General features: G+C 28.1%; 30 protein-coding genes. All 30 read right to left on the bottom strand.

The annotated features are described in order from the left end of the window. Window positions 1-31: 31 nt before the first annotated feature. The 30 genes from CSBG_RS06380 to CSBG_RS06235 all read right to left on the bottom strand — a co-directional run bounded on the left by CSBG_RS06380 (window position 32) and on the right by CSBG_RS06235 (window position 26,262). Window positions 32-730 carry a flagellar hook capping FlgD N-terminal domain-containing protein gene (locus CSBG_RS06380; RefSeq protein WP_008678054.1) on the bottom strand — a complete coding sequence of 233 codons (699 nt, stop codon included), beginning with the start codon at window positions 728-730 and terminating at the stop codon, window positions 32-34. 12 nt (window positions 731-742) lie between these two features. Next, window positions 743-2,254, bottom strand: a complete 1,512-nt coding sequence (locus tag CSBG_RS06375; protein ID WP_008678051.1) for a flagellar hook-length control protein FliK — start codon at window positions 2,252-2,254, stop codon at window positions 743-745. Between the two features lie 17 nt (window positions 2,255-2,271). Further along, entirely contained in the window at window positions 2,272-2,703 is a 432-nt protein-coding gene (gene fliJ / locus CSBG_RS06370; protein ID WP_008678049.1) for a flagellar export protein FliJ, read from the bottom strand. 14 nt (window positions 2,704-2,717) lie between these two features. Continuing rightward, window positions 2,718-4,028, bottom strand: a complete 1,311-nt coding sequence (gene fliI / locus CSBG_RS06365; RefSeq protein ID WP_008678048.1) for a flagellar protein export ATPase FliI — start codon at window positions 4,026-4,028, stop codon at window positions 2,718-2,720. A 15-nt stretch (window positions 4,029-4,043) separates the two neighbouring features. Further along, entirely contained in the window at window positions 4,044-4,802 is a 759-nt protein-coding gene (locus tag CSBG_RS06360; protein WP_008678046.1) for a FliH/SctL family protein, read from the bottom strand. Beyond that, on the bottom strand, window positions 4,786-5,802 hold the full coding sequence (gene fliG / locus CSBG_RS06355) for a flagellar motor switch protein FliG (RefSeq protein ID WP_008678045.1): 1,017 nt from the start codon (window positions 5,800-5,802) through the stop codon (window positions 4,786-4,788). The genes CSBG_RS06360 and fliG overlap by 17 nt, the downstream gene beginning before the upstream one ends. A gap of 4 nt (window positions 5,803-5,806) precedes the next feature. Then, on the bottom strand, window positions 5,807-7,369 hold the full coding sequence (gene fliF / locus CSBG_RS06350) for a flagellar basal-body MS-ring/collar protein FliF (RefSeq protein WP_008678044.1): 1,563 nt from the start codon (window positions 7,367-7,369) through the stop codon (window positions 5,807-5,809). Window positions 7,370-7,390: 21 nt separating this feature from the next. Beyond that, window positions 7,391-7,693, bottom strand: coding sequence for a flagellar hook-basal body complex protein FliE (fliE, locus tag CSBG_RS06345; protein WP_008678043.1), 303 nt, complete (start codon window positions 7,691-7,693; stop codon window positions 7,391-7,393). 9 nt (window positions 7,694-7,702) lie between these two features. Next, complete coding sequence (gene flgC / locus CSBG_RS06340) at window positions 7,703-8,107, bottom strand: flagellar basal body rod protein FlgC (RefSeq protein WP_008678042.1); 405 nt, start codon at window positions 8,105-8,107, stop codon at window positions 7,703-7,705. 2 nt (window positions 8,108-8,109) lie between these two features. After that, window positions 8,110-8,505, bottom strand: coding sequence for a flagellar basal body rod protein FlgB (gene flgB / locus CSBG_RS06335; protein WP_008678041.1), 396 nt, complete (start codon window positions 8,503-8,505; stop codon window positions 8,110-8,112). 714 nt (window positions 8,506-9,219) lie between these two features. Continuing rightward, on the bottom strand, window positions 9,220-10,077 hold the full coding sequence (locus CSBG_RS06330; protein ID WP_008678040.1) for a flagellin: 858 nt from the start codon (window positions 10,075-10,077) through the stop codon (window positions 9,220-9,222). Between the two features lie 506 nt (window positions 10,078-10,583). Then, window positions 10,584-11,729, bottom strand: coding sequence for a flagellin (locus CSBG_RS06325; protein WP_008678039.1), 1,146 nt, complete (start codon window positions 11,727-11,729; stop codon window positions 10,584-10,586). A 164-nt stretch (window positions 11,730-11,893) separates the two neighbouring features. Next, a complete protein-coding gene (fliT, locus tag CSBG_RS06320; protein WP_008678038.1) occupies window positions 11,894-12,220 on the bottom strand; it encodes a flagellar protein FliT in 327 nt (108 codons plus the stop codon). A gap of 3 nt (window positions 12,221-12,223) precedes the next feature. Beyond that, complete coding sequence (fliD, locus tag CSBG_RS06315) at window positions 12,224-14,302, bottom strand: flagellar filament capping protein FliD (protein ID WP_008678036.1); 2,079 nt, start codon at window positions 14,300-14,302, stop codon at window positions 12,224-12,226. Between the two features lie 72 nt (window positions 14,303-14,374). After that, the gene (gene fliS / locus CSBG_RS06310; RefSeq protein ID WP_008678034.1) at window positions 14,375-14,758 is read right to left on the bottom strand and encodes a flagellar export chaperone FliS; all 384 of its coding nucleotides are present in this window, start codon (window positions 14,756-14,758) and stop codon (window positions 14,375-14,377) included. Window positions 14,759-14,772: 14 nt separating this feature from the next. Beyond that, entirely contained in the window at window positions 14,773-15,063 is a 291-nt protein-coding gene (locus CSBG_RS06305; protein ID WP_008678032.1) for a hypothetical protein, read from the bottom strand. Between the two features lie 14 nt (window positions 15,064-15,077). Then, on the bottom strand, window positions 15,078-15,428 hold the full coding sequence (locus CSBG_RS06300) for a flagellar protein FlaG (RefSeq protein WP_008678031.1): 351 nt from the start codon (window positions 15,426-15,428) through the stop codon (window positions 15,078-15,080). Between the two features lie 15 nt (window positions 15,429-15,443). Continuing rightward, window positions 15,444-15,662, bottom strand: a complete 219-nt coding sequence (csrA, locus tag CSBG_RS06295; protein WP_035285103.1) for a carbon storage regulator CsrA — start codon at window positions 15,660-15,662, stop codon at window positions 15,444-15,446. 16 nt (window positions 15,663-15,678) lie between these two features. After that, entirely contained in the window at window positions 15,679-16,101 is a 423-nt protein-coding gene (fliW, locus tag CSBG_RS06290; protein ID WP_008678027.1) for a flagellar assembly protein FliW, read from the bottom strand. 13 nt (window positions 16,102-16,114) lie between these two features. Then, window positions 16,115-17,110: a flagellar hook-associated protein FlgL gene (gene flgL, locus CSBG_RS06285; protein WP_008678025.1), complete on the bottom strand. Its 996-nt coding sequence runs from the start codon at window positions 17,108-17,110 to the stop codon at window positions 16,115-16,117. A 13-nt stretch (window positions 17,111-17,123) separates the two neighbouring features. Further along, the gene (gene flgK / locus CSBG_RS06280; RefSeq protein ID WP_008678024.1) at window positions 17,124-18,959 is read right to left on the bottom strand and encodes a flagellar hook-associated protein FlgK; all 1,836 of its coding nucleotides are present in this window, start codon (window positions 18,957-18,959) and stop codon (window positions 17,124-17,126) included. 21 nt (window positions 18,960-18,980) lie between these two features. Further along, window positions 18,981-19,391, bottom strand: a complete 411-nt coding sequence (flgN, locus tag CSBG_RS06275; RefSeq protein ID WP_008678021.1) for a flagellar export chaperone FlgN — start codon at window positions 19,389-19,391, stop codon at window positions 18,981-18,983. 1 nt (window position 19,392) lies between these two features. Continuing rightward, the gene (locus tag CSBG_RS06270; RefSeq protein WP_008678019.1) at window positions 19,393-19,668 is read right to left on the bottom strand and encodes a flagellar biosynthesis anti-sigma factor FlgM; all 276 of its coding nucleotides are present in this window, start codon (window positions 19,666-19,668) and stop codon (window positions 19,393-19,395) included. Window positions 19,669-19,927: 259 nt separating this feature from the next. Then, window positions 19,928-21,034, bottom strand: a complete 1,107-nt coding sequence (gene fliY / locus CSBG_RS06265) for a flagellar motor switch phosphatase FliY (protein ID WP_008678018.1) — start codon at window positions 21,032-21,034, stop codon at window positions 19,928-19,930. Next, window positions 21,027-22,022, bottom strand: a complete 996-nt coding sequence (fliM, locus tag CSBG_RS06260; protein WP_008678016.1) for a flagellar motor switch protein FliM — start codon at window positions 22,020-22,022, stop codon at window positions 21,027-21,029. Before fliM ends, fliY begins: the two co-directional genes overlap by 8 nt. Window positions 22,023-22,038: 16 nt before the next feature. Continuing rightward, entirely contained in the window at window positions 22,039-22,437 is a 399-nt protein-coding gene (locus CSBG_RS06255) for a chemotaxis protein CheW (RefSeq protein ID WP_008678014.1), read from the bottom strand. A 22-nt stretch (window positions 22,438-22,459) separates the two neighbouring features. Then, entirely contained in the window at window positions 22,460-22,819 is a 360-nt protein-coding gene (locus CSBG_RS06250; RefSeq protein WP_008678013.1) for a response regulator, read from the bottom strand. Between the two features lie 15 nt (window positions 22,820-22,834). After that, window positions 22,835-23,434 carry a chemotaxis protein CheC gene (locus CSBG_RS06245; RefSeq protein ID WP_008678011.1) on the bottom strand — a complete coding sequence of 200 codons (600 nt, stop codon included), beginning with the start codon at window positions 23,432-23,434 and terminating at the stop codon, window positions 22,835-22,837. Between the two features lie 14 nt (window positions 23,435-23,448). Then, on the bottom strand, window positions 23,449-25,485 hold the full coding sequence (locus CSBG_RS06240) for a chemotaxis protein CheA (protein ID WP_008678009.1): 2,037 nt from the start codon (window positions 25,483-25,485) through the stop codon (window positions 23,449-23,451). A gap of 12 nt (window positions 25,486-25,497) precedes the next feature. After that, window positions 25,498-26,262 carry a protein-glutamate O-methyltransferase CheR gene (locus CSBG_RS06235; RefSeq protein WP_008678007.1) on the bottom strand — a complete coding sequence of 255 codons (765 nt, stop codon included), beginning with the start codon at window positions 26,260-26,262 and terminating at the stop codon, window positions 25,498-25,500. Window positions 26,263-26,269 lie beyond the last annotated feature (7 nt).

Genomic DNA, 26,269 nt, shown 5'->3' with positions numbered 1-26,269 from the left:
AAAAAACACCTACTTTAATAATTTACTTACCTTACTCTTGATTTTCTTCTGATTTTATCTCTTCTTTACTATTTGAAGCCTTAATTATCTTATCATAAGTAAATTCTTGTATTTCATCTGAATCATGTAATTTAACTCTTACTTTAACTATACCTTGATCTTTTAATACTCCTAAAACTTCTCCAGTAATATTATTTTCGTTTGAAGCTTTCTCACTTAATTCAACATGCTTTCCTATAAACGAAGAAGCAACTAAAAATGACATATTACCATTTATATTATTAATTGATGGTAGTGAATAGTCAGGAACATCTAAAACAGTAAGTACATCTGTTATATCAAAGTCCTTATAAATATTATTTCCATTTTCATTAACTTCTACAGAAATTGTAGTTTTAGCTGATGTTGATGTTACAGATTTTACAATCCCAGTGTAAGGCTTGCCTTCACTATCAACACTTTTTAAAGTTACACCTTTGCCAACCATTGAGTTATGTGCATAACTAGACATTGTAGTATTTAAATTTGTCATTTGCTCCATTGAAGCAAACTGTGCCATTTGAGTAACATATTGAGTAGAATCGTTATTTCCCATTGGATCCATATTTGATAATTCTGCAGATAATATTGTTAAAAATGCATTTTTATCCATATCTTGTCCAGGTTTAACTATTTGTGTTCCTCTATCTGTCGCTCTCGCTCCTGTATAACTATTTATAACATTAGACACTTATTTATCCCCCTATGCCAATAAATTTACATTGCTTTCATTAAGTAAATCCTCTTTAACTTCTTCATCCTCAATAAATATAGAATTATTACTGTTTTCATTACTTTTTTGATTTCTAAAATTATCTGATGAATTTTCTTTTCCACTAAAGAAAGTAGTGTCTTCATTATATATTCCTATATTTACTTCTTGAATTTTTATATTTTGATCTACTAAGTTCTTCTTTATATCATTTAAATTAGAATTTAATAAATTATATGTTTCTTTAGAAGTTGCCTTAATTTCTGCTCTCATTATTCCTTCTTCTGAAAGAATTTTTATAGTCATTTCACCTAATTCCTTAGGATAAACTTTTACTTTTAATTCTTGCACAGAATTTTTCATCATAAACTTAACATTTTTTATTATGTCTAAATCTAATGTTTGTCTATTTACAGTAACTGGTTCTTTTATTGTTTCCACACTATTTTTATTAAACTTATCATAATAAGTTAATACTTTTGAAAATGAACCTTTATTATCACTATCTATTATCTTCGAAAGTATTATATCTTCGTCATTATTTTCATCTAAAGAATTTTGTTTTAATGAATTATTATCATTAAAATTTTTTTCTTTCGTTATATCTTTATATAATGAAGTAAAGTTATTATCTACAAAGTCATCATTTACAGCTATCCTTGAATCACTAGTACTTTTTTCTATACTATTATCTTCATTACTCACTTTTTGTAATAATAAAGTACTTAATATTTTAAGCTTGTTCTTATCTTTAATATTAGAATATATACTTTTTATAGATTCATTTGGTAATGATTCTAATAAAGAAATGATTTTATTTGATAATTCATTTTTATAATCATCTATAGTATTAGTATCAGAAAGATTTAAGTTTATATCTTCTAAAATATTATCAGTTAATTTTTTTACGTCTTTTAACAATCCCTTAATATCTATATCATCTGAGCTATTAGTTCTTAGTAACTCTAATTTTGATAAATTATTTTCTGTTTTTGTATCATCTTTTGAATTAAATAATGTTAAAAATAAATTTTGTATATTATTCAAATCAGAATCATTTAAACTAATAAAGTTATTATAACTATCATTTAAGACTTCGTTACTCAAATCTTCATTACCTAGATTCTTATTTAAAAAGCTAGATAATAATATTAATATTTCACTTAAAGCATCAATATCAGATTCATTTCCTAGGAAATACTCGTTATCAATTAGTTCTTCTAAATTATTAGATACTTCTGATAGAATATCTTCTATTTCATTTTGACTTTGAGAAATTTCTTCATTACTAATAAAAGCTTTATCATCTTTTTGTACGTATGTACTATTTATTGAATCTCTTGAAGTATCACTCTTAACTTCCTTGCTAAGATAATCTTTAAAATCTGTTTTTACTTCAGTATCATTTTTTGATACTTCTTTTTTAAATACTTCTTTCTTTGAGCTAATCTTTATATTATTCAACTTCTTGTCTAAATCAATTACAATTTTTGTATTTAGCACTCTTTACTCACCTCCTTTCAATGCTTTCTCATATATGCATATAAAGCAAGCTCATCATTAAATATTTGATCTTTTCTCTCTTCTTCCTTATAAAATTCTAATGACTTTCTTTCTTTTAATATATCAACAGTTTTTCTTTCTATTTGCTTATTTAGTAAATCTTCTCTTCTTATATCAAGTTCCTTTAACTTTATAGTTAAATCTTTTTCAGTTTCTGTAATTCCTTTATCTAAAGCAAATAAATAATTTCTTTTAATTTTTTGATAGACAATACTTTCACCTTTATTTATTCCATTATATTTTTCATAATTAAATTTAAGATTGTTTAATTTTTCTTCGGTCTTTTGTTTTTCTATTTCAGTCTTATTAAATAATCTTTTACTCTCTTCTTCTTTTTCTGTTCTTATTTCAAGAAGCTTTTCTAACCTAAATTTAAAATTTCCTGACATTTTGAGCCTTCCTTTTAATTTCTAAATATAGAAATTAGCTTATCTAAAGAAGTGTTAAAATCAGATTTTTCTTCAATTCCTTGTTTTAAATAGCTGTTTAATCTATCATTATATTGAATTGATAAGTCTATCTTCTTATTACTTCCCTTTACATAAGCACCTAAATTTATTAAATCCTCAGCATCTTTATAAGTTGCAAGTAAATCTCTTCCCATAGATGAAGCTTCCTTATGAATATCTGTAGCAATACTAGGCATAAGTCTACTAATACTATTCAAAATATCTATTGCAGGATAATGATTTTTATGTGCTAAATCTCTTGACAAAACTATATGTCCATCTAATATACCTCTTACAGCATCTGCAATTGGCTCATTAAAATCATCTCCGTCAACTAAAACTGTATAAAAAGCTGTTATAGATCCTTTGTCAGATGTACCTGGCCTTTCCATAAGTTTAGGTAATTTAGCAAATACAGATGGTGTATATCCCTTTTGAGCTGGTGGCTCTCCTATGGCTAACCCTACTTCTCTTTGTGCCATTGCAAATCTAGTTACTGAATCCATCATCAATATAACTTTCTTACCTTTATCTCTAAAGTATTCTGCTATTGCCGTTGCCGTTAATGCCCCTTTAATTCTTATTAAAGCTGGCTTATCTGATGTGGCACATACAACAATAGATTTTTTCATACCTTCCGGACCTAGATCCTTTTCTATAAACTCTAAAACTTCTCTTCCTCTTTCTCCAATTAAAGAAATCACATTAATATCTGCTTCTGCTTCCCTTGCTATCATTCCAAGTGTAGTACTTTTTCCAACACCTGATCCAGCAAAGATACCAATTCTCTGTCCTTCACCAACAGTTAAAAATCCATCTATTGCCCTTACTCCAGTTGGAAGGATTTCTGTTATTCTCCTTCTTGTTAATGGATCTGGAGGTTGATTTTCAAGAGGATATCCTTCCCCTTGAATAATTTCATCTCCTTGAAGTGGATTACCCAATCCATCAAGTATTTTACCTAACAAATCATCTGAACACCTTACCTCTAAAGGTCTTCTTTCTGGAACTACTCTACATCCTGGTGATATTCCTATAAGTTCTCCTAGTGGCATTAAAAGTACTGCATCTTCTCTAAACCCAACTACTTCACATTTAATTGGTTGGTTTTCTTGATTATATATGGTACAAAGTTCTCCAACAAAAGCCTTAACTCCTTGAACTTCTATTGTTAACCCTATTACTTGTTTAACTGTTCCTTCTAAATAATAAGTATTTACTTTTTTAATTCTTTTATTTAATAAATCAAAATCTACATTTATCATATTTTCACCTACTTATTACTTAAATAAAGCTTCTTGAAGCTTTTCTAAGCCAATATCTAATCCAATAATAGCTTTGCCTGTACTTTTCTCAACTATAGCATTTCCACTCTCCATTAAAGGATCTTCAATTATAAATATTTCTCCTTTTATGGCATATGCTTTTTTATAGTAATCTACTTTATCTTCAATTGCTTTTACATGTGCTGTATTGCATTTTATTATTATATTCTCTTCAGCCTTGGCTTCATTTAAAATATCTTCTAATAAAGGTAATATGCCTTCAGATTTCTGCAATTCTTTTCTAGCTATTATAGCTGCCATTTCGAAAGCTATATTTATAATATCTTTTTCTTTAAGCTTCAAATATTCTTTTAATTTACTATTTGCAGATTCTAATATTTTTTCTGACTTTTTTATATATCTCTTTACTTCTTCTTCTGTTTCTAACTTAGCCTTTTGCAGTCCCTCTTGGTATCCATCTTCAAAGCCATTTTCTTTTCCTTGTGCATATCCTTCTTCATAGGAAGTTTTTTCTATTTTAATAGCTGTTTTTCTACTTTCCATAAGTAATTCTTCAGCTTCTCTTTTAGCTTTTTTTAAAATGCTTGCTCCTAAGCTCTCATAACTTTTTCTAATTTCTGCTTCAATAGATTTTATATCTTGTTCTTTATTTTCTTCTAAAGTTTCTTCTCTGCTTATATAATTAGTTTCTATCTTTTTCTTTGAAACTTCTAATGCTGAATTACTTTTTATAAGATTATAAGATAATTGCATCTTCTCCACCTCTTGAAATTATTATTTCTTGAGCATCATCTAATCTTCTAATTATTGAAACGATTTTTTGTTGTGCCTTTTCAACATCCATAAGTCTAACCGGTCCTAAGAATTCCATATCTTCCTTAAGTGCCGCTGCTGCTCTCTTAGATTGATTTCTATATACAGCATTTGCCACCTCATCTGAACATCCCTTAAGCGCAAGAGCAAGTTCTTTTCCATCAACTTCTCTAAGAATTCTTTGAATAGATACATCATCAAGAGTAATGATATCTTCAAATACAAACATTGAGCTTTTAACAATATCCGCAAGTTCTGCATCTTCTCTTTCTAAGCTTTCAGTAATATTCTTTTCTGTTGTTCTATCAACTTGATTTAAAATATCTACTAAAGTTTCAACTCCACCAAGTGAAGTCATTTCACTTCTAACAACAGTACTTAATTTACTTTCAAGCACTTTTTCAATTTCTTTAATAACCATTGGAGAAGTATTACTCATTGTTGCTATTCTATAAGCAACTTCACTTTGCGTATCTTCAGGCAATTCAGCTAAAACTTGTGCAGCCTTATCTGGTTGAAGATAACATAATATTAAAGCTATTGTTTGTGGATGTTCATAACTAATTACATTTAATAATTGATGAGCATCCGCCTTTCTTGCAATAGAAAATGGTCTGTACTGCTGAGTTGCTTCTGTAACTTTACTTAAAATTTCATTTGCTCTTTGCGTACCTAAAGCCTTAGATAATAAGGTTCTTGCATATTCTATTCCACCTTCTATAATATAATCCCTAGCCTTATTCATCTCTAAAAATTCATCTAGAATAATCTGTCTTTGTTCAGAAGTAACAGATGATATATTAGCAATTTCATATGTTATTTTTTGTATTTCCGGTTCTGGAAGCTTCTTTAAAATTGCTGATGAGGCTTCTGGCCCAAGTGTTATAAACAATATAGCTGCTTTTTGTACTCCATTTAATTTCGATGTATCTCTTGCCATACTATCACCTCTCATTCTCAGCTAACCAAGATTTAACTATATCTGCTACTTGATCTGGTTTATCTGTTGCATATTTCTTAATTTCATTTTCTATATGTGCTTTTGGATTTATACTTTCAAAATTAATTGAAGGCATAACTTCAGTATTTTCATTAGATAATCTATCGTCTATAACAACATCTAATAAATTTTCTTTTTCTTCTTGATTATTTTTAGATTTCCTTCTAACTAAAATTAAAATTACTACTATTATTATAAGTCCTAATAATCCTAAAACTGAATAAATTATCATTTTATTTCTATTCTCTTTTGCTAGTAATTCATTTATAGAATCAAATTCTTTTTGTGCTTCTTCCTTTGTTATTGGATCAAATGTCATACCAACTACTGATACACTATCGCCTCTTTCAGTATTAAGTCCAATTGCATTAGCAACAGACTTTTCTATAGCTGCTTGTACATTTCCATCTATATTTCCATCAATAAAAACAGACGCAGTTAATCTCTTAACCTCCCCTGGAGCACTTATTGTTTTAGTTTCCGTTTTTCCACTTTCATAGTTAGTGTTTACTTCTTCTCTTGAAGAACCATTTCCAGTAGTTCCCTCATCTATAGTATTTCCCATATTATTATCTACAGGTCCACCACTATTTTCACCAGTATTTATTCCATTTTTTTCTTTTATAGTTTGCTGGCTAACAATAACCTTATTCGGATCTATAATTGTTTCTGTTTTTTGCTTTGAATCAAAATCTAAATCAACATTTACAGAGCTTTTAACTTTATTTTTCCCTACTACAGGTTCTAAAAGATCAATTATTGATTTTTGTATATCTTCTTCATATTTTTTTTCTAAATTAAATTGTTTTTCTATAGTTTCAGAGCTTACTTCTGTTCCATCTGAGTTATTTAAATCTTTTGTTAAAAGATTCATATTATCATCTATAACTTCAATGTTTTCCTTAGGAACATTTTCAGTACTTCCTGAAACTAATGCAACAATAGATTCCACTTGTTCTTTACCTAGTTTATTTCCTGGAAGAAGCTTTAAATAAACAGCTGCCTTTCCTGGTTCCTTATCTTCTACAAAAACTGAATCTTTTGAAGGTGTTATATGTACTCTCACAGTATCAATTTGAGGAAAGCTTTTTATAGTTTTTTCTAACTCTCCTTGCTGCATTCTTAATTTTTTTAATTTAAACTCTTCATCTGTCATTCCAAATGAATTTCCAGTATCCATAAGTTCATAACCTTTACTTCCATCAGAAAGCTCTGGTGCTAATTCAAGCCTTAACTCATCTACAGAGGCCTTTGGAACCATTATTGTTTCACCTTCAATTTTCATATCAACTTTTTTTTCTTTTAATTTATTTGTTACAAGCTGTGCATCACTTGCATCCAGATTTGAGAATAAAACCTTATATTTATTAGCCGAATTGTAAAAAAATAAAGATCCTATAGCAATAATAAATGTAACTAGTGCCGCTATTATTGCAATTCTTATTCCTTTACTAAATGACTTAAACTTCCCCCACAGCTTACTAAAGCTTTCCTTAAGCTTATCCATTAATAGCACTCCTTATCATAATTACAATTGCATTCTTGTTAATTCTTGTACTGCTTCAACAACTTTATTTCTTACTTGAATTGCTAGCTGAAGTGACATCTTAGATTCTTCCATACTTAACATCATTTCATGAACCTCAACATCTTTTCCTGAAATAAAATCATTTGTCATATTATCTGCATTAATTTGTTTTTCATTTAATTTATCTAAACTATCCTTTAAAGCGCTTTGAAAACTATTTTCCGAAGGGCTTGTCTTAATATTGTTAGCATTAATACTGCTCTCAAAAATCTTTTCACTTGGAACAAAGTTATTAACTATCATATTTTATTTCTACCTTCCCAACTCTAATGATTTAGTAAACATACTTTTTGAAGCATTTAAAGTATCCACGTTAGCTTCATAAGCTCTAGAAGCTGCTATTATATCAGCCATTTCATTAAGCAAATTAACATTTGGCATAGTAACATACCCATCTTCATTTGCATCTGGATGAGTAGGGTCATAAACACTTTTAAGTGGCGACTCATCTTCAACTATTTCAACAGCTTTTACACCATTAAGTTTATTAGCTTTATCTAAATTTTCTTGAAATACAGCTATTTTTCTTACATAAGGTTTTCCATCTTCTCCCCTAGTAGTTGTTGCATTAGTTATATTTGATGTTATTGTGTCCATTCTTAATCTTTCTGCTGAAAGACCACTTGCACTTATTCTCATAGTATTAAATATTCCCATATCTATCTACTTCCTCCTGATATAACACTCTTAGTCATATTTAACTTTGAATTTGCTTGAGTTATTAATGCATTATACATTAATGTATTTGCTGCTTGATTTACTTTTTCTAAATCCATGTCAACATTATTCCCATCAGTTCTCATACTCGTACTTTTATCTTGCTTCACACTAATTAAAGAATCATTTAATTCTCTATTTAAATGCTCTTTTTTAGTTTTCTTTAAAGAAAACTCTTGCGTTGCTTTTGTTAAATTTTCTTCAAAAGAAACATATGATTTCTTAAAATCTTTAGTATTTATATTTGCCATATTATTTGCAATTACTTTTTCTCTTAATGCAGAAGCATCTAATCCTAGTTTTATAAATTGCATTGAACTATCATTATTTATATTCATAATTCCTCTCCCTATAACAACATTCTTCACATCTCAACTTTAACTTACAAACAACTACTTTTATTTTATTTTCTTAATTAGGCTATTTATGCAAAATTCACCATATTTATATTATAGTTTAATATTAATTATTTTTCTATAATAATTTTATCAAAAATCATAATCATATTTTTACATAATCTTTGTCGATAATAATTCATTTCTTGTTTTTTTATGTTTTTTTACATATTATTGTAGTATTTTTCTATATATCGCAAAAAGTTTTTATTGAACTATAAAAAGTCAAGAAAATAGAAAATTCTTCATTTTTTTATGTCGATATTTTTTAAAACATTTGTTAAGTTTTATTTAACTTAGTATTAAATTTATTATTTTTTAAGTTTTGTTTATGTTTGTATAAAAATAGTTTTAAATTCAAGTATAGTATTGTAATTTTATAATACTTTGATATACAAGTTCTGCATAATTCTCAACTTTTATGATACTGACTCTTAACCAATACTATAATAAATTTGTTGTTAACACTAATTTTTATTAAAAATTTAAAAATATTTAGTTTTCTGCATATTTAAATAATAGATATAAATTTTCATATAAAACTCTTTTACGCAAATAAAATCAATAACTTAAAAGGGCCTCGCGAAACGCGAGCCCCTTTTAAAAAATAAAATATATGTTACAATAAAAATTTAAAATTAATATTATAACTATTTTTTATTTCATATTTTCTAATATTCTTAGTACATCCTGTGGAAACCTATTAGTTTGTTGCATTAAAGCAATCGAAGTTTCATGTAATATTGATGTTCTTGCATACTCTGCCATTTCTAATGCTATATCAGAATCCCTTATTCTACTTTCAGCATTTTCTAAATTAAATGAACTTCCACTTAAATTTTGAGCTGAAGTATCCATTCTATTTTGAATCGCCCCATATCTGCTCCTTACGGAGTTCATAGTTTCTATTGCTGAATCTACAATATTTAAATTTTTATCTAATTCATTTTTATTAGTTATATTAATATTTTTCAATGAATTTCCTTCTGAATCAATAAGCATATCTGTTGTCACATTAAATACAGGTATGTTTATCTCTTCTTTGGCATTAGCTCCTACAACATGATTTAAATACTTAGGATAATCATTATTAGTAACTTTTTCAGAATTTAATAATTTTACTCCATTAAACTCAGAATTATTTACTGTATAATCAATATGTTCCTTAAGTTGATTTATTTCTCCTTGAATTATAGACAAATCTTCATCATTTTGAACTCCGCCAGCTTGAAGCGTTAATTCTTTAATTCTAATTAAAGATTCACTAATTGTTGATAAAGATCCATCCACTGTTTGCATCATAGAAACTCCATCTTGAAGATTCCTTTCTGCCATTTGAAGCCCTCTAATTTGCATTCTAAGACCTTCACTAACGCCAAGCTTATTAGGGTTATCCTTAGCAGAATTAATTTTACTTCCTGTAGTTATTCTATCTAAAGCAATAGATTGAGTAACTAAATTTTTTTTATAATTTCTATATACATTTAAAGATTGCATATTTTGATTTAATCTCATGATATTATCTCCTAATTATAAACTTCTTGAATTAATTATCGGTAGGAAAATTAATTTCTTAATACTTTTTTAGTTGAAAGTTAATGATCCATGGGCTAGATATAATTTGATAAATTGAATATAACTTCTTTACACTTTCTATTTATGTATATTTATTAATTCATAATATTTACTCAAGATTCTTAAAATAATAAAATTAAGCTTATTCCTATATGTATGATGAAACATTACTTAGGGGTATTAAACGTAAAAATAATTCTATTTATATTTTCCTAGAATAACTTTATATACTTTGAGCTTTTCTAAAAAAGAAAATATTATTATAAAAACCACTTAGAAAATACTTTTGCTATTAAAATAAACATTAAATATAAAAAGGATAATAAGAAAACTATAATTCTTAATAGATCTTATTTGAGAGTAGTAGATAAACTTAGAATATTAAAATTTTAAATAGTACAAAAAAAAAGATTTCACAAACTGTGAAATCTTTTTTATATTTTCAATTATCTTAATAATTGAAGAACTCCTTGAGGTTGTTGATTTGCTTGAGCAAGCATAGCTTGTGCAGCTTGAGAAAGAATGTTATTCTTTGAGAAGTTCATCATTTCTTTAGCCATATCAACATCTCTAACTCTGCTTTCTGCGGCTGTTAAGTTTTCTGAAGAAGTATTTAAATTATTTATTGTATGCTCTAATCTATTTTGCCATGCTCCTAATTGTGAACGTTGAGCTGAAACTTCTTTTATAGCTTGATCTATAACCTTAATATTTTCATCAAAACCAGCTCCTGCTGAAGTCACATTTACTTTTGATAAGTCTGTAACTCTTCCTGATGCTCCTTTTCCAAGAGCATCTGCACTCATATTATTTATACTAATATCTAAAGTTGTAGCAGAGTTAGCTCCTATTTGGAAAGATGTATTATTTCCAGTAGTAGTTATATTTTTAGCACTTATAGTATCTCCACCAACACCATTACTTAAATTTACGTCTGCTGAAAATGACATTTTTAAACCTATTTTGTCAAAATCTAGAGTTTGACCCGCTTTTATAGCTTCTGGATCTATAGCTATTTTTTGAGTTGTTGTACCATCAGATACAGAAATTGAATTTTTTCCATCTAAAGTAAACGTAAGAGTACTACCTGTTTTAACACCACCTGCATCAACAGATATTCCTGCTGCTTTTAAATTATCCATAGTAACACTTCCATCTGCAGCTTTAACTCCTAATTTACCAGTTAATAAAGTTTTAGTATTAAATTCTGTTTTTTCAGCAACTCTAGTTATTTCAGCATTAAGTTGCGTAATTTCTTTTTGGATTTCTGATAAGTCATCATCATTATTAGTACCATTGTTAGCTTGTACTGCTAATTCTCTTATTCTTTGAGCCATAGAATGTGTTTCAGTTAACGCTCCTTCAGCAGTTTGAATTAATGAAATACCATCCTGAGCATTTCTTGAAGCTTGATCTAAACCTCTAATTTGTCCTCTCATTTTTTCAGAAATAGCTAATCCTGCCGCATCATCTCCAGCTCTATTTATTCTTAAACCTGAAGATAGCTTTTCCATAGATTTTCCTGAATTAACTGTATTTCCTGTCATATTTCTATGTGCGTTTAACGCATTCATATTGTGATTGATTATCATAATAAAATTCCTCCTTGATTTTTAAATTGACATCCTTGTCATTATATTTATGAACTCCTACCACTTAAGGTGGAGAAATTCTCTATATAGAGTTTTAATTTGCTTAAGCTTATATTATATATATCGTATTAAAATTTTTAACTTTATAGCTTTTTTTAAATTTTTTAAATTTTTACACTAAAGAAATTATTTATTTTCCTATTTTTTTCATAAGCATTGTTAGCACTTTTTAACTTATGCAGAGATCTTATTTCCTCTTTCACTTGATTTTTTTCTTTTTCAATAGCTGATTTCAACTTTTTATCAAGATTTATTAAATCTTGATAAAAAAACATTTCTTTGATTTCTTCTTTGTTATTTCCATAACTGCACAGTTTTTTAACTATTTCTTCTCTCTCTTCCATAAGCTTTATAACTTCTTCATCTTTATTTATATTTTCTATAATTTTTTTTGTTATATTCTTATAATCATCTAATATTTTTTGTATCATACTTTAACTTAATCCTAACTGCTGCATTAAATAACTTTGCTGTGAATTATACTTGTTCATTATAGTTTCTAAATTTGCATATTTAGTATATAAAGCTTGTTCTCTTCTTGCAAAATCTTTTTCCATATCAAGCATTTTTTGCTCATACTTTTCAATAGATTTAGTTAATTCATTGTTGTAAGATGTCGAAGAACCTTCAATCCCTGCTTTCTTAAGTAAAGAAGCTACAACCGTTACTGTTTCATTATATAAAACATCCTTTAATCTTTGCATTATTCCAGATTTGGAATATTTAGTATACTCTGAAAGACTATCCTCTTTAGGCTTTGATTTAATGAACAAATTCATTACTTCTTCTGAACTTTCTTCTAGTGCCTTAGTTAATTTTGTTTCATCTATAGTAAAAGTACCATTTTTAACTCCTTGATAATCTGCAACAGGAGAAATTCCTATTTTCTCTAAATTTAGTCCTGATCCATCTACTAAAGATCTCATAGCTTGTTTTAAACTATTCGATATTCTGGTTAAATCGTTATCTCTACTAAGCTGTCCTTTTTCAACTTTTTCATTCCATAATTTCATTTCATCTTCAGACATTTCCTTCTTTTGCTCTGCGGTTAAAGGGTCAAAATCTCTATTTCGTTTCTCAGTTGTAAGTTTATTTAATTTTTCTATTAAAGTATTATAATCATTAATAAACTTAACTAAATTATCCTTTATATCTGTAACATCTTGTTTACCATTAACTGTTATAGATGTATTCTCTGGTATTTCACCATTAAATTTGAAAGTTATACCGTCTAAAGTAACAGTATTAGATGTTCCAGTATGCTTATAAACTCCACTCTTACTATCTTTAAATGTAATATCTGCATCTCTACCTTCTGTTATATCACTAGATCCATCAACTATAGATAAGTTTATTTCATATTTAGAGCTATTTTTTTTAGCTTTTAATACCAATTCATTTCCATTTAATTCAGCATTAATATCTATATTTTTTTCACTTATCACTTTATTTATATGTCCCAGCAATTCATTCTTTTTTTCATCACTACTAATATCTGTAAAGCTTGATAAATCTATATAGTTTCCATTTATGAATATTTTTTTACCCTTTACTTCCTCTAGATTCACGCTGTTAGTAGCTGGTTTGCCATTAACTCCTGGATCAAAGCTTCCACTATTATCATTTACAACAACTTGCGGATCATTAACTTCCCCCAAAACAGTACTCTTAAATATAACTTCGCCACTTTCAGAAATATCAACAGATAAGTTATAATCCAGTAATTCAGTATCTAGAACTTTTTTTAACTTTTCACTATCTACTCCAGATCCATCATCTTTTTGTATATCCTTACCACTTATTTTTATATCAACTTTTCCATTTTCCGTTTGCAGTGAGATTGTATTTGTATAACTAATTTTAAAGTTTTTTGTTGTAAATCCTTTTATAGTGGCATAAGTTGCATCAGTTCCTGATACTTTATTTTCTACTACTTTTTCCGTTCCCCCAATAGTAAAACCACCATTTTTACCTAATACAGTAGATTCAAATATAAAACCTTTGGCATTTCCAGATTCACTTCCTGCAAAATCACTATATCTTACAGATACATTTATTCCGGCTTCTTTTAATTCTTTATTTAAATTTAAAGCTCTATCTTTTTCTGTATCTCCTTTTAATATAAATTCCTTACCATTTATACTTATTTTATCATCCTTATTTATTCCAGTTGATAAAACTATTTTAGCAGCCTTTGCAGTAGTTCCTGTTATAGTATAACTTCCTGGTTTTGCATCACTCCCCCCAGTAACTGTCACTACATTTTCATTAGAAGAAGTAAATTTAGTAGTTGCCCAATTTTTACTCAATAATATGCTATCACTTTTTGTTACATCAAAATATTTATTATAAAACTCCCTTGAATCTTTAATAACTTCTCTATAAAGTTTTTGTTTTATTTCTAAAATTTCTTTATCTTGACCTTTTCTATCTATCTTTATTCTATAAGGCTTCATGGAATCTTTAACTATTTGATCCATATCCAAGCCTGTTGCTAAACCTGTTATTCTCACTTAAACACCCCCGACATATAATTAATAATTATTGAAAATTATCAATTTCTCCCTAATTTCTTCATTACTTCATTACTTCATTTTCTTAGATATTTCGTATGCTTCATGCCATATATTTCTCACATCTTCAATAACTGGCATAAGCTCGTCCATCATCACTACATCTTTTTTTAGGTTTATTTCAAATAATCTTGTTTTTATAAATTCATATACTTGATATATTTGTTTTGCCCACTCACCTGCATTTTGATCTAAGCTTATCATTAGTTCTGTAAATATATCTTGAACTTTAATTAGATTTTCATGACTTTTTTTAATATCTTCACTAACTAAAGCTTCTCTTGCTATCTTTGCAAATTTTACAGCTCCATCTACTAACATTAATAGTAATTGTTCTTTTGATGCGTAGTTTACGCTATTATTTTTATACACATTTAATGCATTATTGCCATACATTTTATTGTTTCCTCCTACTTTTTAACATCTAAAAAGGTGCCATAACCTATTGCATGTAAATTTTCTTCTTTTTCACCATGAAGACTTATAGTGGGCTTTTCTAATTTTGTAGCATCTACAGTAAATTTACTTTGCTCCATTTGCTTTCTTTCTTCTTTTACATATTCATTAAAAAACTTTTTCTTTTGCTTTTCACTATCTTTATTAATACTTATGTTAGACTTTCTATGAACCTTACCATCTTTTGTTTTTTCATAAACTTTTTTTCTAAGATCTGTATCAATTTTATTTAGTAAGAAATTCATAGCATCTCCCCCTATTAAGCTTTTTTATCTATTGCAACACCAACTAGCTCCATCATTTTGGCTACTAAGTCTAGTATTTTCTTAGGTGGACACTCCATAATAACTTCTTTCGTATCTTCACTTATTATTTTTACCATTACATCTCCAAGCTTTTCATGAATAGAATATTCTGCATAGGTATGCTCATCTTTTAAAAACTCATTTAACTTATCTATTGCCTTTATTACATCTTCTTTTTTATAATCTTTACCTTTAGCGCTTACAGCTTCTACTACATCCTTGTTTTCTGCTATTTGCTTAATTTCTGGATTTTTAACTGTACTTAGGTTAACTTGTCCTCCTTGACTTGCAACCTTCATTTCCATTTTTAAAACACCACCTTATTTTTTCCCTAACATTTTTAATAGTTCTATATTCATTTTTGTTGCTTCTTTGTTTTCATTTTGAACTTCTTCATAAAGCTCTTTTCTTAAAATAGTCATTTCTTTAGGTGCTTTTATTGCTAGTTTTACACTGCCATCTTCTATTTTTGAAATAGATATTTCTATATCATCACCTATTAAAATAGACTCTCCTTTTTTTCTTGTTATAACTAACAAATTTAACACACCTTCCTTACTTGAATACTTTTTCTTTTATGTTATATACTTCTTTATCTGAAATATATTGTTCCCCTTTTCTATTTTTTATATTTATTACTAAAGGCGCTTTTAAATTTGCTGTTATTTCTTCTGCTTTAGAGTTTAATGTCACAATTGAATATAACATTACATCTTCTGAATCTTCTAGGTTTAAATTTTTTATTACTTCATTATTTAGTTTTATTTCGTACTTATCATTTATAAAAAATGGAGAAATAATTATAAAACCTAATTCTTTATCTTCTATCGATTGTAAAATATTAAATGGACTTTCATTTCCAACTTCTTTTATTATATATTTTTTCAAATTATCGAATCCTGGAATTCCTTTTTCAAAATATATTATTTCATTTTCTTCATATATCATTTTCCCATGTATTGGTGATATTAACTCCATATTATATCTTCTCCTATCTTAGGAAATCTAAAAGTGACGGTTGTATTATTTTTGCACTTACTTGAAGTGAAGCCATATATACACTTTGTGCAACTGTTGCTTCTATATTTTTTTCAGCAAAATCTATATCTTCTGTTTGTGATAAGATATCTTTTAAATTGAAGTTTTGTTCTTCATTTTGATCTCCAGCTGATTCCATTCTATTTTGCTTTGCTCCAACCTCTGCTCTTATCTTTAAAAGATTAGCTATAGTTTCGTCCATAGTTTTTAGATTTTCATTTGTTACTTTTCCACTAACACTCGCATCTTCTGAACCTATATTATCTGTTATTTCTTTTAATAAGCCCATAACATTAACATCTGATCCATTTTTATCTTTAAATAATAACAAATCAGTAGCACATACATTGTAATCCATCGTTACTCCTTGAGATACTTCTACAGTAAGTTTCTTATTTATCATACCTATTTGATTTTGTACTGATTCATCTAAATTATCTAATTCTAAAACTTCTCCATCATTTCCACTAAGGTGAATAGAGTTATTTCCAGTAACTATATCTTTATTAGTTCCTATTGGTTTTGTATTTCCTTTAGTGCCACCAAAAATGTATTTACCATCAAAACTACTATTTAATATTTGAGCTATTTCATTTACTTTTTCGTTCATTTCATCTTTTATTGCTTTTTTCTCATCACTTCCGTATGCAGCATTACCAGCTGAAACCATTAGTTCTCTAAATCTTTGGAAGCTGTTACCTAATTGCTCTAGAGCAGTATCTGTAGTATCTAACCAATTTGTAGTATCTTTTATATTTTCATTATATTGAGTATTAGCTCCTATATCTCTATGTAATTGCATACTTCTTGCAACCTTGAAAGGATTATCAGAAGGTCTTCTAATTTCCTTTCCTGAAGTAAGCTGATCATTTAGTTTTTTCATATAACCTTGATTTCTACCAAGATCTCTTAAAAAGCTTTTACTCATCATTTGATTAGTAATTCTCATTTACTTCCTCCTCCTATCTCTTTAGTCCATTTATTATAACCTCTAAAAGTTCATCTACTGTTGATATTATTTTTGCATTTGCATTATAAGCATGTTGAAACTGCACAAGGTTTGCCATTTCTTCATCTAATGATACTCCTGAAACTGAAGCTCTACTTTCTTCTATGCTATATAATAAATCTTCTTGGTTTGTTACCATTCTTTGAGCTTCCTGTGCTTGCACACCTAATCTATCAATTGTATCCTTAAAGTAAGAATCCATTTTCATTCCTGATGTACTATTTTCAATTTTCAATCCATTATTTATAAGTGAATTTCCACCTTTATTCTTGTCAAACATGTCTTTTCTAGATATTACTGTTTCATTTATATCTTGAATTCTTATTAATGAATCCCTAAGCTGTGCTATTGCTAATGCTCTTGATCCGTCACTATCCCCATCCATATTATTTTCATGCGTATATGGGAATAAATCATCATGAGTCTTAGTTTTTATTTTCATTACATCTTCTAATATTTCTTTATTTACAGATATATTCTTAGCAGTAATTCCTACTTCTCCTACTAAGGTTTCATCTAAATTGCTTAAAATACCATTACTTTTATATTTAGCAACATCTTTATTAACAAAGAATGGCATAAAGTCTTTTTCTGCTCCAGAAATATTATTTAATGGGTCTTCAATACCACTATGTATAGCATTTACTGAAAAAGCTATCGATTTTGCTAATTTATTTAATTGATTCATATAATCTTCTATATCTTTTTGCACTGACACTAAGCCATTAACATTACCATTTTCAGGTTTAAACATCATAAGTTCTGAATAACTTATAACATCTCCATTTTTTATAGGATATCCGTCACCTCTGGCTGCCTGTCCAGACTTATCAGCCCATATTATTCTATTATCTTTAATTTCTTTAGCTTGCTCTGCTGTTATTCCTGTTACTTTTAAGGTTTGTCTATTAGATTCACTGTCCATATTACCATTTTTATAATATGTAACGATATACGTCTTTCCAGAGAAATCACTTGAATCTAACTCAACATCTGTTATATATGAAAATCTTGCAACATCTCCATTGGGACTTGAATTTACTAAAAGCGGTGCTTTCATACTTCCTGTTTCTGTTGGTTTTAAATCTATTCCATTGAACTCTCGTTTATCTACTTGTATTCCGAACTTATAACTTAATTGATCTAACAATAAATCTCTTTTATCCATTAAGTCATTTGGTGTATTTCCAGAAACAGTTACACTAATTATTTCTTGATTTACTCTATCTAATTGCTCTAAAATACTATTTACCTCTGTAACAGAACTTTTTAACATATCTTGAGCATTAACTTGTAAGCTTTCAAGTTTTGTATATGTTGCATTTAAAGCATCTGTCAAAGCTGCTGTTTGCTGAGCTACTACAGTTCTTGCATTAGAGCTATTAGGTTGCTTTGATAACTCTTGAAATGAATCAAAGAATTTTCCCATTAAAGTTGATATACCAGTTTCTGATGGTTCATTAAAAACGCTTTCTACTTCATATAGAAAATTATTTCTTATATCATATTTCCCTAAAACAGCACTTTCGCCTCTTACTTGATAATCTAAGAAATTATCTCTTACTCTTTCTATTGCTCGAATTTGTGCACCTGTTCCAAGTTGCCCTGCTTGTACAGATGAACCCATTGATGTTCCACCAAATGGTCTACTTGTTTCTATTTTTGCTCTTTGCCTTGAATATCCAACAGTATTAGAATTTGCAATATTATGAGATGTTACATCTATACTTTTTTGTTGTACATTCATTCCTCTTTTTGCTATATTAAATGTTGAAAATAATCCTGACATTTATTCACCTCCAGCTTCCTATTATCTTTTTATGCTTCCATAAGAGTTATAGGTTGGTATATCCCTTTTAGGATTTATTAAATTCAAAAGTTTATTTGTAAAACTTAGTTGTTGCTTTATTAACAAATCATTTGTATCTTTTTGAAGAATCATTTCATTCAATAGATTTTGTATCCTTCTATATTCATTTTCTAATTCTTCATCTTTAGAATTTAATATAACTTCTTTTATGGACTGATTACCTAATAATCGTCTTCTGCTTACTTCAATTTCAGCTACATCTTTATTTTTTTGTTTTATATCTTCTACTATTGATTCCATTCCAAATATATCTTTAGCTATAATTAATTTATATTGTTTATCTAATAGAATTAATAACTCCTTTAACTCTTTTTCTTCATCATAAAGTATATCTCTTAAATTATTTATCATACTATTCTTTTCCTCTCATAGCATCTAACATACTTTTAGCAATAAGGTTTGTATCATAAGTATATGTTCCGTTGTAAATGCTATTTTTAACTTCTAAAACCTTTTTTCTATTATCAAAGTCTTTATTATCTATTGAATAATCCTTCAATATTTTTGCAGCTTCTGATAATTCAATTCTGTCATAGTTTTCTTTTTTTTCTAACCTTTCAATTTTATTAGAAGTTACTTTATTATAATAGTTAATTCCATTTGTATAACCTATACCTTTAATATTCATAATTTCCTCCTAATAACACTTCTTATATTTATTTATCGGAATTGTTATTTATAAGTTTAGACGTTAATTTAAAAATGTTAAATCTATATTTTATATGTATATTTAATACGACCTTAAGTATTTTAACAATATTACTTTATTTATATTTTAATTATCTTAAAATAAATAAAATGGAACCTATATATAAACTCTTTTAAGTTTCTATTATATAAGTTCCATTTTTATATAAATTTCATTTTAAAATACTTAATTTTATGTATTATTTTAGTGTTCTTATTCTGTCAGCTCCACTTACAATACTTGTTATTCTGACTCCAAAGTTTTCATCAACAACAACAACTTCTCCATAAGCTATCTTCTTACCATTTATTAATACCTCTACTGGTTCTTCTGCAAGTTTATCTAGCTCTATTAAAGATCCTGTACTTAAATCTAATATGTCCTTAATACTCTTTTTAGTTCTTCCTAAAACAACTGAAACCTCTAATGGAACATCAAGTATTAAATCAATATTTCTATGTGATTCTCCAACAACACCTTGTGACAAAGGCTCAAAAGTGGCTCCATGAACTTCTACAGGTTTTTCCACAATATTTTTAACTGCTCTTTCTTCTACAGTATTAATAATAGGCTTTTCCTCTATGTTATATTCTTCCTTATAAATATCTGAAGAATCATAACTATCATCTATTTCATTTGCAACTTCTTGATCTTCACCCATCATTATTGAAACTATTTTTTTCGCAGTATTTATTGGCAATATTTGCATCATATTTGATTGAAGTAATCCTTCTATAGTTAAATCAAAACAAACTTCAACTATAGGCTCGTCTTCTGGAATAGTTTCTGATATATTTTCATTCATATCCTTCCAAATCTTTGATTTAGGAGGTGATATATTGACTTCTCTCGCAAACATAGTTGCCATAGAAGTTGCTGCCGAGCCTATCATTTGATTCATTGCTTCTTGAACTGCACTGACTTCAATTTCAGATAACTCAGATGTATTAACTTGTCCATCTCCACCCATCATAAGATTAGCAATTACAGCTGCATCTGTAGTTTGCATTATTAATATATTTCTTCCAGTTATTCCAGAAACATATTCAACATCTAATATTATATTAGGATACTCAAATCCATCCTTTATTTCTTTTAATGTTGTAACCTTAACTTTAGGTGTTGTTATGTTCACCTGTTTATTTATAAGTTGATAAAGAGCTGTTGAAGCTGATCCCATGGAAATATTCCCTATTTCACCTAACAGATCCTTCTCTATTTCTGATATTAACTCTGGTTTTACACTATCTGCACCGCCATTTAACAATGAATCTATTTCTTCTTGAGACAAAAACCCATTACTCATTCTCAATCACATCCTTATCTAAAATATCTAAAAGTTGTATTCCCATATTTTTACCTACAATTCCTGGCTTAGCTATAAAGCATTCTTCATTTTCCACAAAAACTCTTACAGGATCACTGTATTGAGAATTTAATACTAGAACATCTCCATTAACTAACTCTAAAAAATCATCGACAGTTATCTCTGTTTTTCCAAGTTCAACATGCATATTCACTTTTACAGGGTCTAACCCCTTTTTAAGCTTTTCTCTTGCTTCATCTTCAAGTTCTGATTCATCAGTCTTAAACCAATATTGAACAACAAGCTTATCTAATACTTTTTCAACACTTAAATAAGGAATACATAAATTCATATATGTTGTACTTTTACCTAGCTCTACCAAAAAGCTAAGCAAAGCAACTGGTTCATTTGGCGCTAAAGTTTGATTAGCTGATGGATTAGTTTCAAGACCTTCAAATTCTGGCTTTACTTCTAATATCCCATCCCAAGCTAAAATTAAAGACTTAATCATTTCTGAAGTTATATTCGCTAAAATATTTTTATCTATTTCTGAAAATTCTTTTGCTTTTTCATCTCTATCGCCTGTTCCACCTAAAAGTATATCTAGTATTTGAAATGAAAATTGTGGATTCATTTCAAGCAATATATTTCCTTGTAGTGGTGGCATCTTAAATATAGTAAGTATAGTGGGATTCGCAATAGAGTGAACAAATTCTTCATATGTTATCTGCTCCACACTTTGGATATCTACTTTAACATGCTTTCTAAGTTGACCTGAAAGGTAATTACTTATTATTCTTGCAAAAGCGTCATGAACCATTTCTAAAGTCCTTATGTGATCCTTAGAAAACTTCTGAGGACTTCTGAAGTCATATTTTTTTATTTTTTGTTTTTCTTCTTTTTCTTTTAACTGTTCTGGTTCAACATCTCCTGTAGATAGGGCAGAAAGAAGAGCATCTATTTCGCTCTGACTTAAAACCTCTGCCATTTCTCTCCCTCATTTCCTAGTAATTTAGTAGCTTTTCTATATCTATAACTGTTAGTAATTTTTCTTCTAACTCAATTACTCCTTTTATATAAGCTTCAGTATTATGTGTTTCTAATCTTTGTAGCTTATCTTCATCTATATCTATTACTTCTTCAACTTCATCTACAGATATACCTATTTCTTCTTCATCAACCTTTAATATAATTATGTTATTTTGTTGTCTTTTTGATTCTATATTAAGTAATAGATTAACATCAACTAAAGATTTTATGCTACCTCTTAGATTTATTAAACCTTTTATATAATCTGGAGCTTTTGGCACTCTTGTTATAGTCATCATATCATTGATACTTAATATTTTATCTGTCTCTACTGCAAAATGTTCTTCTCCTAATTTAAATATTACAAATTGCATCTAACTTGCCTCCTAAATAGTTTTAACCAACTACCTTTCTTATTGCTTCTAATACTCTATCTGCTTGGAATGGCTTTACAATGAAGTCTTTTGCACCAGACTTAATTGCATCCATAACCATTGATTGTTGTCCCATAGCTGAACACATTATTATCTTTGCTTCTGGATCGAATGATCTTATTTCCTTTACTGCTTCAATTCCATCCATATCCGGCATAGTTATATCCATTGTAACAACATCTGGATTTTCTTTTTTATATAAATTTACTGCTTCTATACCATTACAGGCTTCTCCTACTACTTCAAATCCATTTTTTTGTAGTATATCCTTTATCATCATTCTCATAAAAGCTGCATCATCCACTATTAAAACTTTTGTCATTTTAATCCCTCCAAATTATCTTATTCCTAATGATTCTAAAATTTTTTCCAATGATCCTGGAGCTGGAACAAAATAAAAATGACCTTCTATTTTGTTATCCCCTTCTCCCATAAATAATGTTTCTATATCTAAAACATACTCTTCGTACTGTCCTGTTTCAACAAATGTTGAAATAAGTATTGCACTTAGCATATCATTAGCTACTGCCGGTACAGAGGCTGTTGCCTTTAGCCCTGTAAAATTTGCAATTGCATTCATAAAAGATGAGGATATAATATTTCCAATCTCACCTATAACTGAAATACCCATTTCAGTAAAAGTTTTTTCATCTTTATAAGTCATTTTTGATATCATATTTAATGCTACGTCTTCTTCAAATATATAAAGAACACTTCCTGGAATATCATCAAGCACTTTAACCAATACAGCTACAACTTCATTTTCTTTATAATTATTAAATAACTCATCAAATTCTATTATGTTCATATTAGGAACTGACATATCAATCTTAGTTCCAAGTAACATTGATAAAGCTGTTGCTGAATTTCCTGCTCCTATATTAGAAACTTCCCTTAATGCATCCAATTGAAATGAAGTTAAATTCTTGTACTCCATAAAAATCCTCCCTTCTAAATCAATGCCGCCACATCGAGAATTAATGTTACTAATCCATTTCCAAGTATTGTAGCTCCAATATATTCTTTTAAGGATTTTAAAGTTTTTCCTAAAGGCTTTATCACTATTTCCTGTTGACCGAATAATGAATCAACAAGTAATCCTACAGTTTTTTCTCCAACCTTTACTATAATAATAAACTTCTTTTTACTTTCTTTATTTTCTATTCCAAGTCTATCATTTAATCTTATAAGAGGTATAATACTATCTCTATATACTATTACTTCCTCTCCATTTGTCTTTTTAACATTCTCTTCTTTATAATCTATAACTCTATCTATAAATCCTAATGATATAGCAAGAGTTTCATTGCCTACCTTAACTAAAAGAGCTTGTATTATTTGAAGTGTTAAAGGTAATTTTATAATAAAGCTTGATCCTTTTCCTTCTTCACTAACAACATCTACAGTACCACCCAGTGATGAAATTTTTGTCTTAACAACATCCATTCCAACACCTCTGCCTGATATATCCGTAACTACAGTATTTGTACTAAACCCTTGAGCAAATATTAAGTTTCTAATATCATTATCACTTAATCCATCTGTATTAATTCCTACTTTTTCAGCTTTAGCCTTTACTTTTTCAAGATTTATACCTGCTCCATCATCAGTAACCTTTATCAAAGCCTTAGTTCCTTCTTGATAAGCAACTAACCTTATTGTTCCAACTGGATTTTTTCCCTTTGCAATTCTTTCTTCTTTAGTTTCTATACCATGATCTGCAGCATTTCTTAAAAGATGTATTAAGGGTTCTCCAATTTCGTCTATAACAGTTCTATCTAATTCTGTTTCAGAACCTTCAATAATGAAATTTATCTCTTTTTTAAGTTCTACAGATAAATCTCTTATCATTCTAGGGAATCTATTAAACACTACTTCTAAAGGAAGCATTCTTATTTTCATAACTAAATCTTGTAGATCTGATGTAGTCCTCTCAACTTGCTCCAATGTTTCTATAAGCTCCTGAGACTTATCATCAATTACAATTTGCTCTAATCTAGTCCTATATATAACAAGCTCTGATACCATGTTCATAAGCTTATCTATTCTTTGTAAATCAACTCTAACTGATTGATGAGCTTTCTTATTATTATCTTTTTTCTTATCTTGCTTTTCTATTTTATTACTTGATATATTATCCTTTATATGAATCTTCTCTAGTTCACTTACTATTTCATCTTGTACTGTAGATTCTTCATTTGGATGAACATCTTCTATAGAAGCATAAGATGTTACTACTTTTCTTACTTCTGAAATATTATTTGTTATCTCTTCAATTTCTTCTTTTGATTTAGTTGTTATTAAAACAAATATTAATTCTGTATCAAACTGTTCATTTTCTATATCTTCTGTAGAAGGAAAAGATTTTAATATTTCCCCTTGTGTTTCAAGTTCTTGAACAATTAAAAATGCTCTTGCAGATTTTAATAATGTATCCTCTCTTAATGTTATTTCAACATTAACTCCATTAAATCCATTTTGTTTTGCTTGCCTTAAAACTGATAAATCATATTCATTTAATGCTATATTAATAGAATCTTTTGATACTTCATTACCTTTGTTAGTATCATGTTCTTCTGTCATTTCCTCTTGTTTATTTATTGATATCTTTTCATTGCCAACGTTCTCCAAAGACTTCATTATATTTTCTATTTCAACTTCTTCGTCATTTCCTTCTTCTATATTGCTAACCATTCTTTCTAAAGTATCTAAACATTCAAATAAAACTGTAACAACATTTCTACTAACTTGTAACTTGCCTTCTCTAAACTTTGATAGCACGTCTTCCATCTTATGAGTTAACTCAGCTATATTACTAAATCCCATAGTTGCAGCCATACCCTTTATCGTATGTGCTACCCTAAATATTTCATTAACTTTATCTATATTATCTGGTTCTTGCTCTAAATCTAATAAAGCTTCGTTTAAGGTTTGTAAGTTATCCATTGACTCTTCTAAAAACATTCCCATATATTGAGATACGTCCATTTTATTCACCCCTTATACTCTTTTATAAATAAAAGTAGAAACTTTTTCTAATCCATACTCTTTATAATTATAAATACTTTCTGTGGCTCCAACAAATAGTAGTCCACCTTTTTTTAAAGAATTTGAAAAATTTTTAAATATCTCTTTTTTAACATCATTTTTAAAATATATTATTACATTTCTACATACTATCAAATCAAAATCTTTTTCATAATTATCTAAAATCAAATCATGCTTTTTAAATCTAACCATAGATTTTATCTTATTATTTATAATGTACTTATCTTTCTCTAATTTAAAATACTTTTTCCTATAATCTTCATCTATATTTTTCATTTCTGCTTGTACATATTCTCCAAGACTTGCTCTTTTCAATATAGTACTATCTATATCAGTTGCAACTATATTATTTCTCCCCATTGGATTTATCTCATTTAACATCATTGCAATACTATAAGGCTCGCATCCTATAGAACAAGCAGCACTCCAAACTTTTAACTTATTATTATTTAAAAGATAAGATTTCAAAGCTTTTTCTAGTTCTTTGAACAATTCTGGATTTCTAAAAAATTCTGTAACATTTATAGTTATAAAATCTAAAAATCTCTGCCTTTCTTTATTATCAGATTGCAAAAGCTTTTTATAATCCTCTAATGATTTTATATCTATTCTTGACATTAAGCTTCCAATTCTTCTATTTAATTGTTCTTGCTTATATGCGTTTAAATTAATATTGAACTCTCTATATATCCAATTGTGAAATTCTGTAAAGTCCATATATATC

The organism is Clostridium sp. 7_2_43FAA (assembly GCF_000158375.2).
In the GTDB taxonomy this organism is placed as follows: domain Bacteria; phylum Bacillota; class Clostridia; order Clostridiales; family Clostridiaceae; genus Clostridium; species Clostridium tertium.
Note: the sequence above shows the minus strand (reverse complement) of the source record. Positions and strands in the feature narration are given on the sequence as shown.

Coding starts and splice junctions, on each gene's coding strand:
- fliJ (WP_008678049.1), bottom strand. CDS start 2,703: ATGTCAGGAAATTTTAAATTTAGGTTAGAAAAGCTTCTTGAAATAAGA.
- fliI (WP_008678048.1), bottom strand. CDS start 4,028: ATGATAAATGTAGATTTTGATTTATTAAATAAAAGAATTAAAAAAGTA.
- CSBG_RS06360 (WP_008678046.1), bottom strand. CDS start 4,802: ATGCAATTATCTTATAATCTTATAAAAAGTAATTCAGCATTAGAAGTT.
- fliG (WP_008678045.1), bottom strand. CDS start 5,802: ATGGCAAGAGATACATCGAAATTAAATGGAGTACAAAAAGCAGCTATA.
- fliF (WP_008678044.1), bottom strand. CDS start 7,369: ATGGATAAGCTTAAGGAAAGCTTTAGTAAGCTGTGGGGGAAGTTTAAG.
- fliE (WP_008678043.1), bottom strand. CDS start 7,693: ATGATAGTTAATAACTTTGTTCCAAGTGAAAAGATTTTTGAGAGCAGT.
- flgC (WP_008678042.1), bottom strand. CDS start 8,107: ATGGGAATATTTAATACTATGAGAATAAGTGCAAGTGGTCTTTCAGCA.
- flgB (WP_008678041.1), bottom strand. CDS start 8,505: ATGAATATAAATAATGATAGTTCAATGCAATTTATAAAACTAGGATTA.
- CSBG_RS06330 (WP_008678040.1), bottom strand. CDS start 10,077: ATGAGATTAAATCAAAATATGCAATCTTTAAATGTATATAGAAATTAT.
- CSBG_RS06325 (WP_008678039.1), bottom strand. CDS start 11,729: ATGATAATCAATCACAATATGAATGCGTTAAACGCACATAGAAATATG.
- fliT (WP_008678038.1), bottom strand. CDS start 12,220: ATGATACAAAAAATATTAGATGATTATAAGAATATAACAAAAAAAATT.
- fliS (WP_008678034.1), bottom strand. CDS start 14,758: ATGTATGGCAATAATGCATTAAATGTGTATAAAAATAATAGCGTAAAC.
- CSBG_RS06305 (WP_008678032.1), bottom strand. CDS start 15,063: ATGAATTTCTTACTAAATAAAATTGATACAGATCTTAGAAAAAAAGTT.
- CSBG_RS06300 (WP_008678031.1), bottom strand. CDS start 15,428: ATGGAAATGAAGGTTGCAAGTCAAGGAGGACAAGTTAACCTAAGTACA.
- fliW (WP_008678027.1), bottom strand. CDS start 16,101: ATGGAGTTAATATCACCAATACATGGGAAAATGATATATGAAGAAAAT.
- flgL (WP_008678025.1), bottom strand. CDS start 17,110: ATGAGAATTACTAATCAAATGATGAGTAAAAGCTTTTTAAGAGATCTT.
- flgK (WP_008678024.1), bottom strand. CDS start 18,959: ATGTCAGGATTATTTTCAACATTTAATATAGCAAAAAGAGGAATGAAT.
- flgN (WP_008678021.1), bottom strand. CDS start 19,391: ATGATAAATAATTTAAGAGATATACTTTATGATGAAGAAAAAGAGTTA.
- CSBG_RS06270 (WP_008678019.1), bottom strand. CDS start 19,668: ATGAATATTAAAGGTATAGGTTATACAAATGGAATTAACTATTATAAT.
- fliY (WP_008678018.1), bottom strand. CDS start 21,034: ATGAGTAATGGGTTTTTGTCTCAAGAAGAAATAGATTCATTGTTAAAT.
- fliM (WP_008678016.1), bottom strand. CDS start 22,022: ATGGCAGAGGTTTTAAGTCAGAGCGAAATAGATGCTCTTCTTTCTGCC.
- CSBG_RS06255 (WP_008678014.1), bottom strand. CDS start 22,437: ATGCAATTTGTAATATTTAAATTAGGAGAAGAACATTTTGCAGTAGAG.
- CSBG_RS06250 (WP_008678013.1), bottom strand. CDS start 22,819: ATGACAAAAGTTTTAATAGTGGATGATGCAGCTTTTATGAGAATGATG.
- CSBG_RS06245 (WP_008678011.1), bottom strand. CDS start 23,434: ATGGAGTACAAGAATTTAACTTCATTTCAATTGGATGCATTAAGGGAA.
- CSBG_RS06240 (WP_008678009.1), bottom strand. CDS start 25,485: ATGGACGTATCTCAATATATGGGAATGTTTTTAGAAGAGTCAATGGAT.
- CSBG_RS06235 (WP_008678007.1), bottom strand. CDS start 26,262: ATGGACTTTACAGAATTTCACAATTGGATATATAGAGAGTTCAATATT.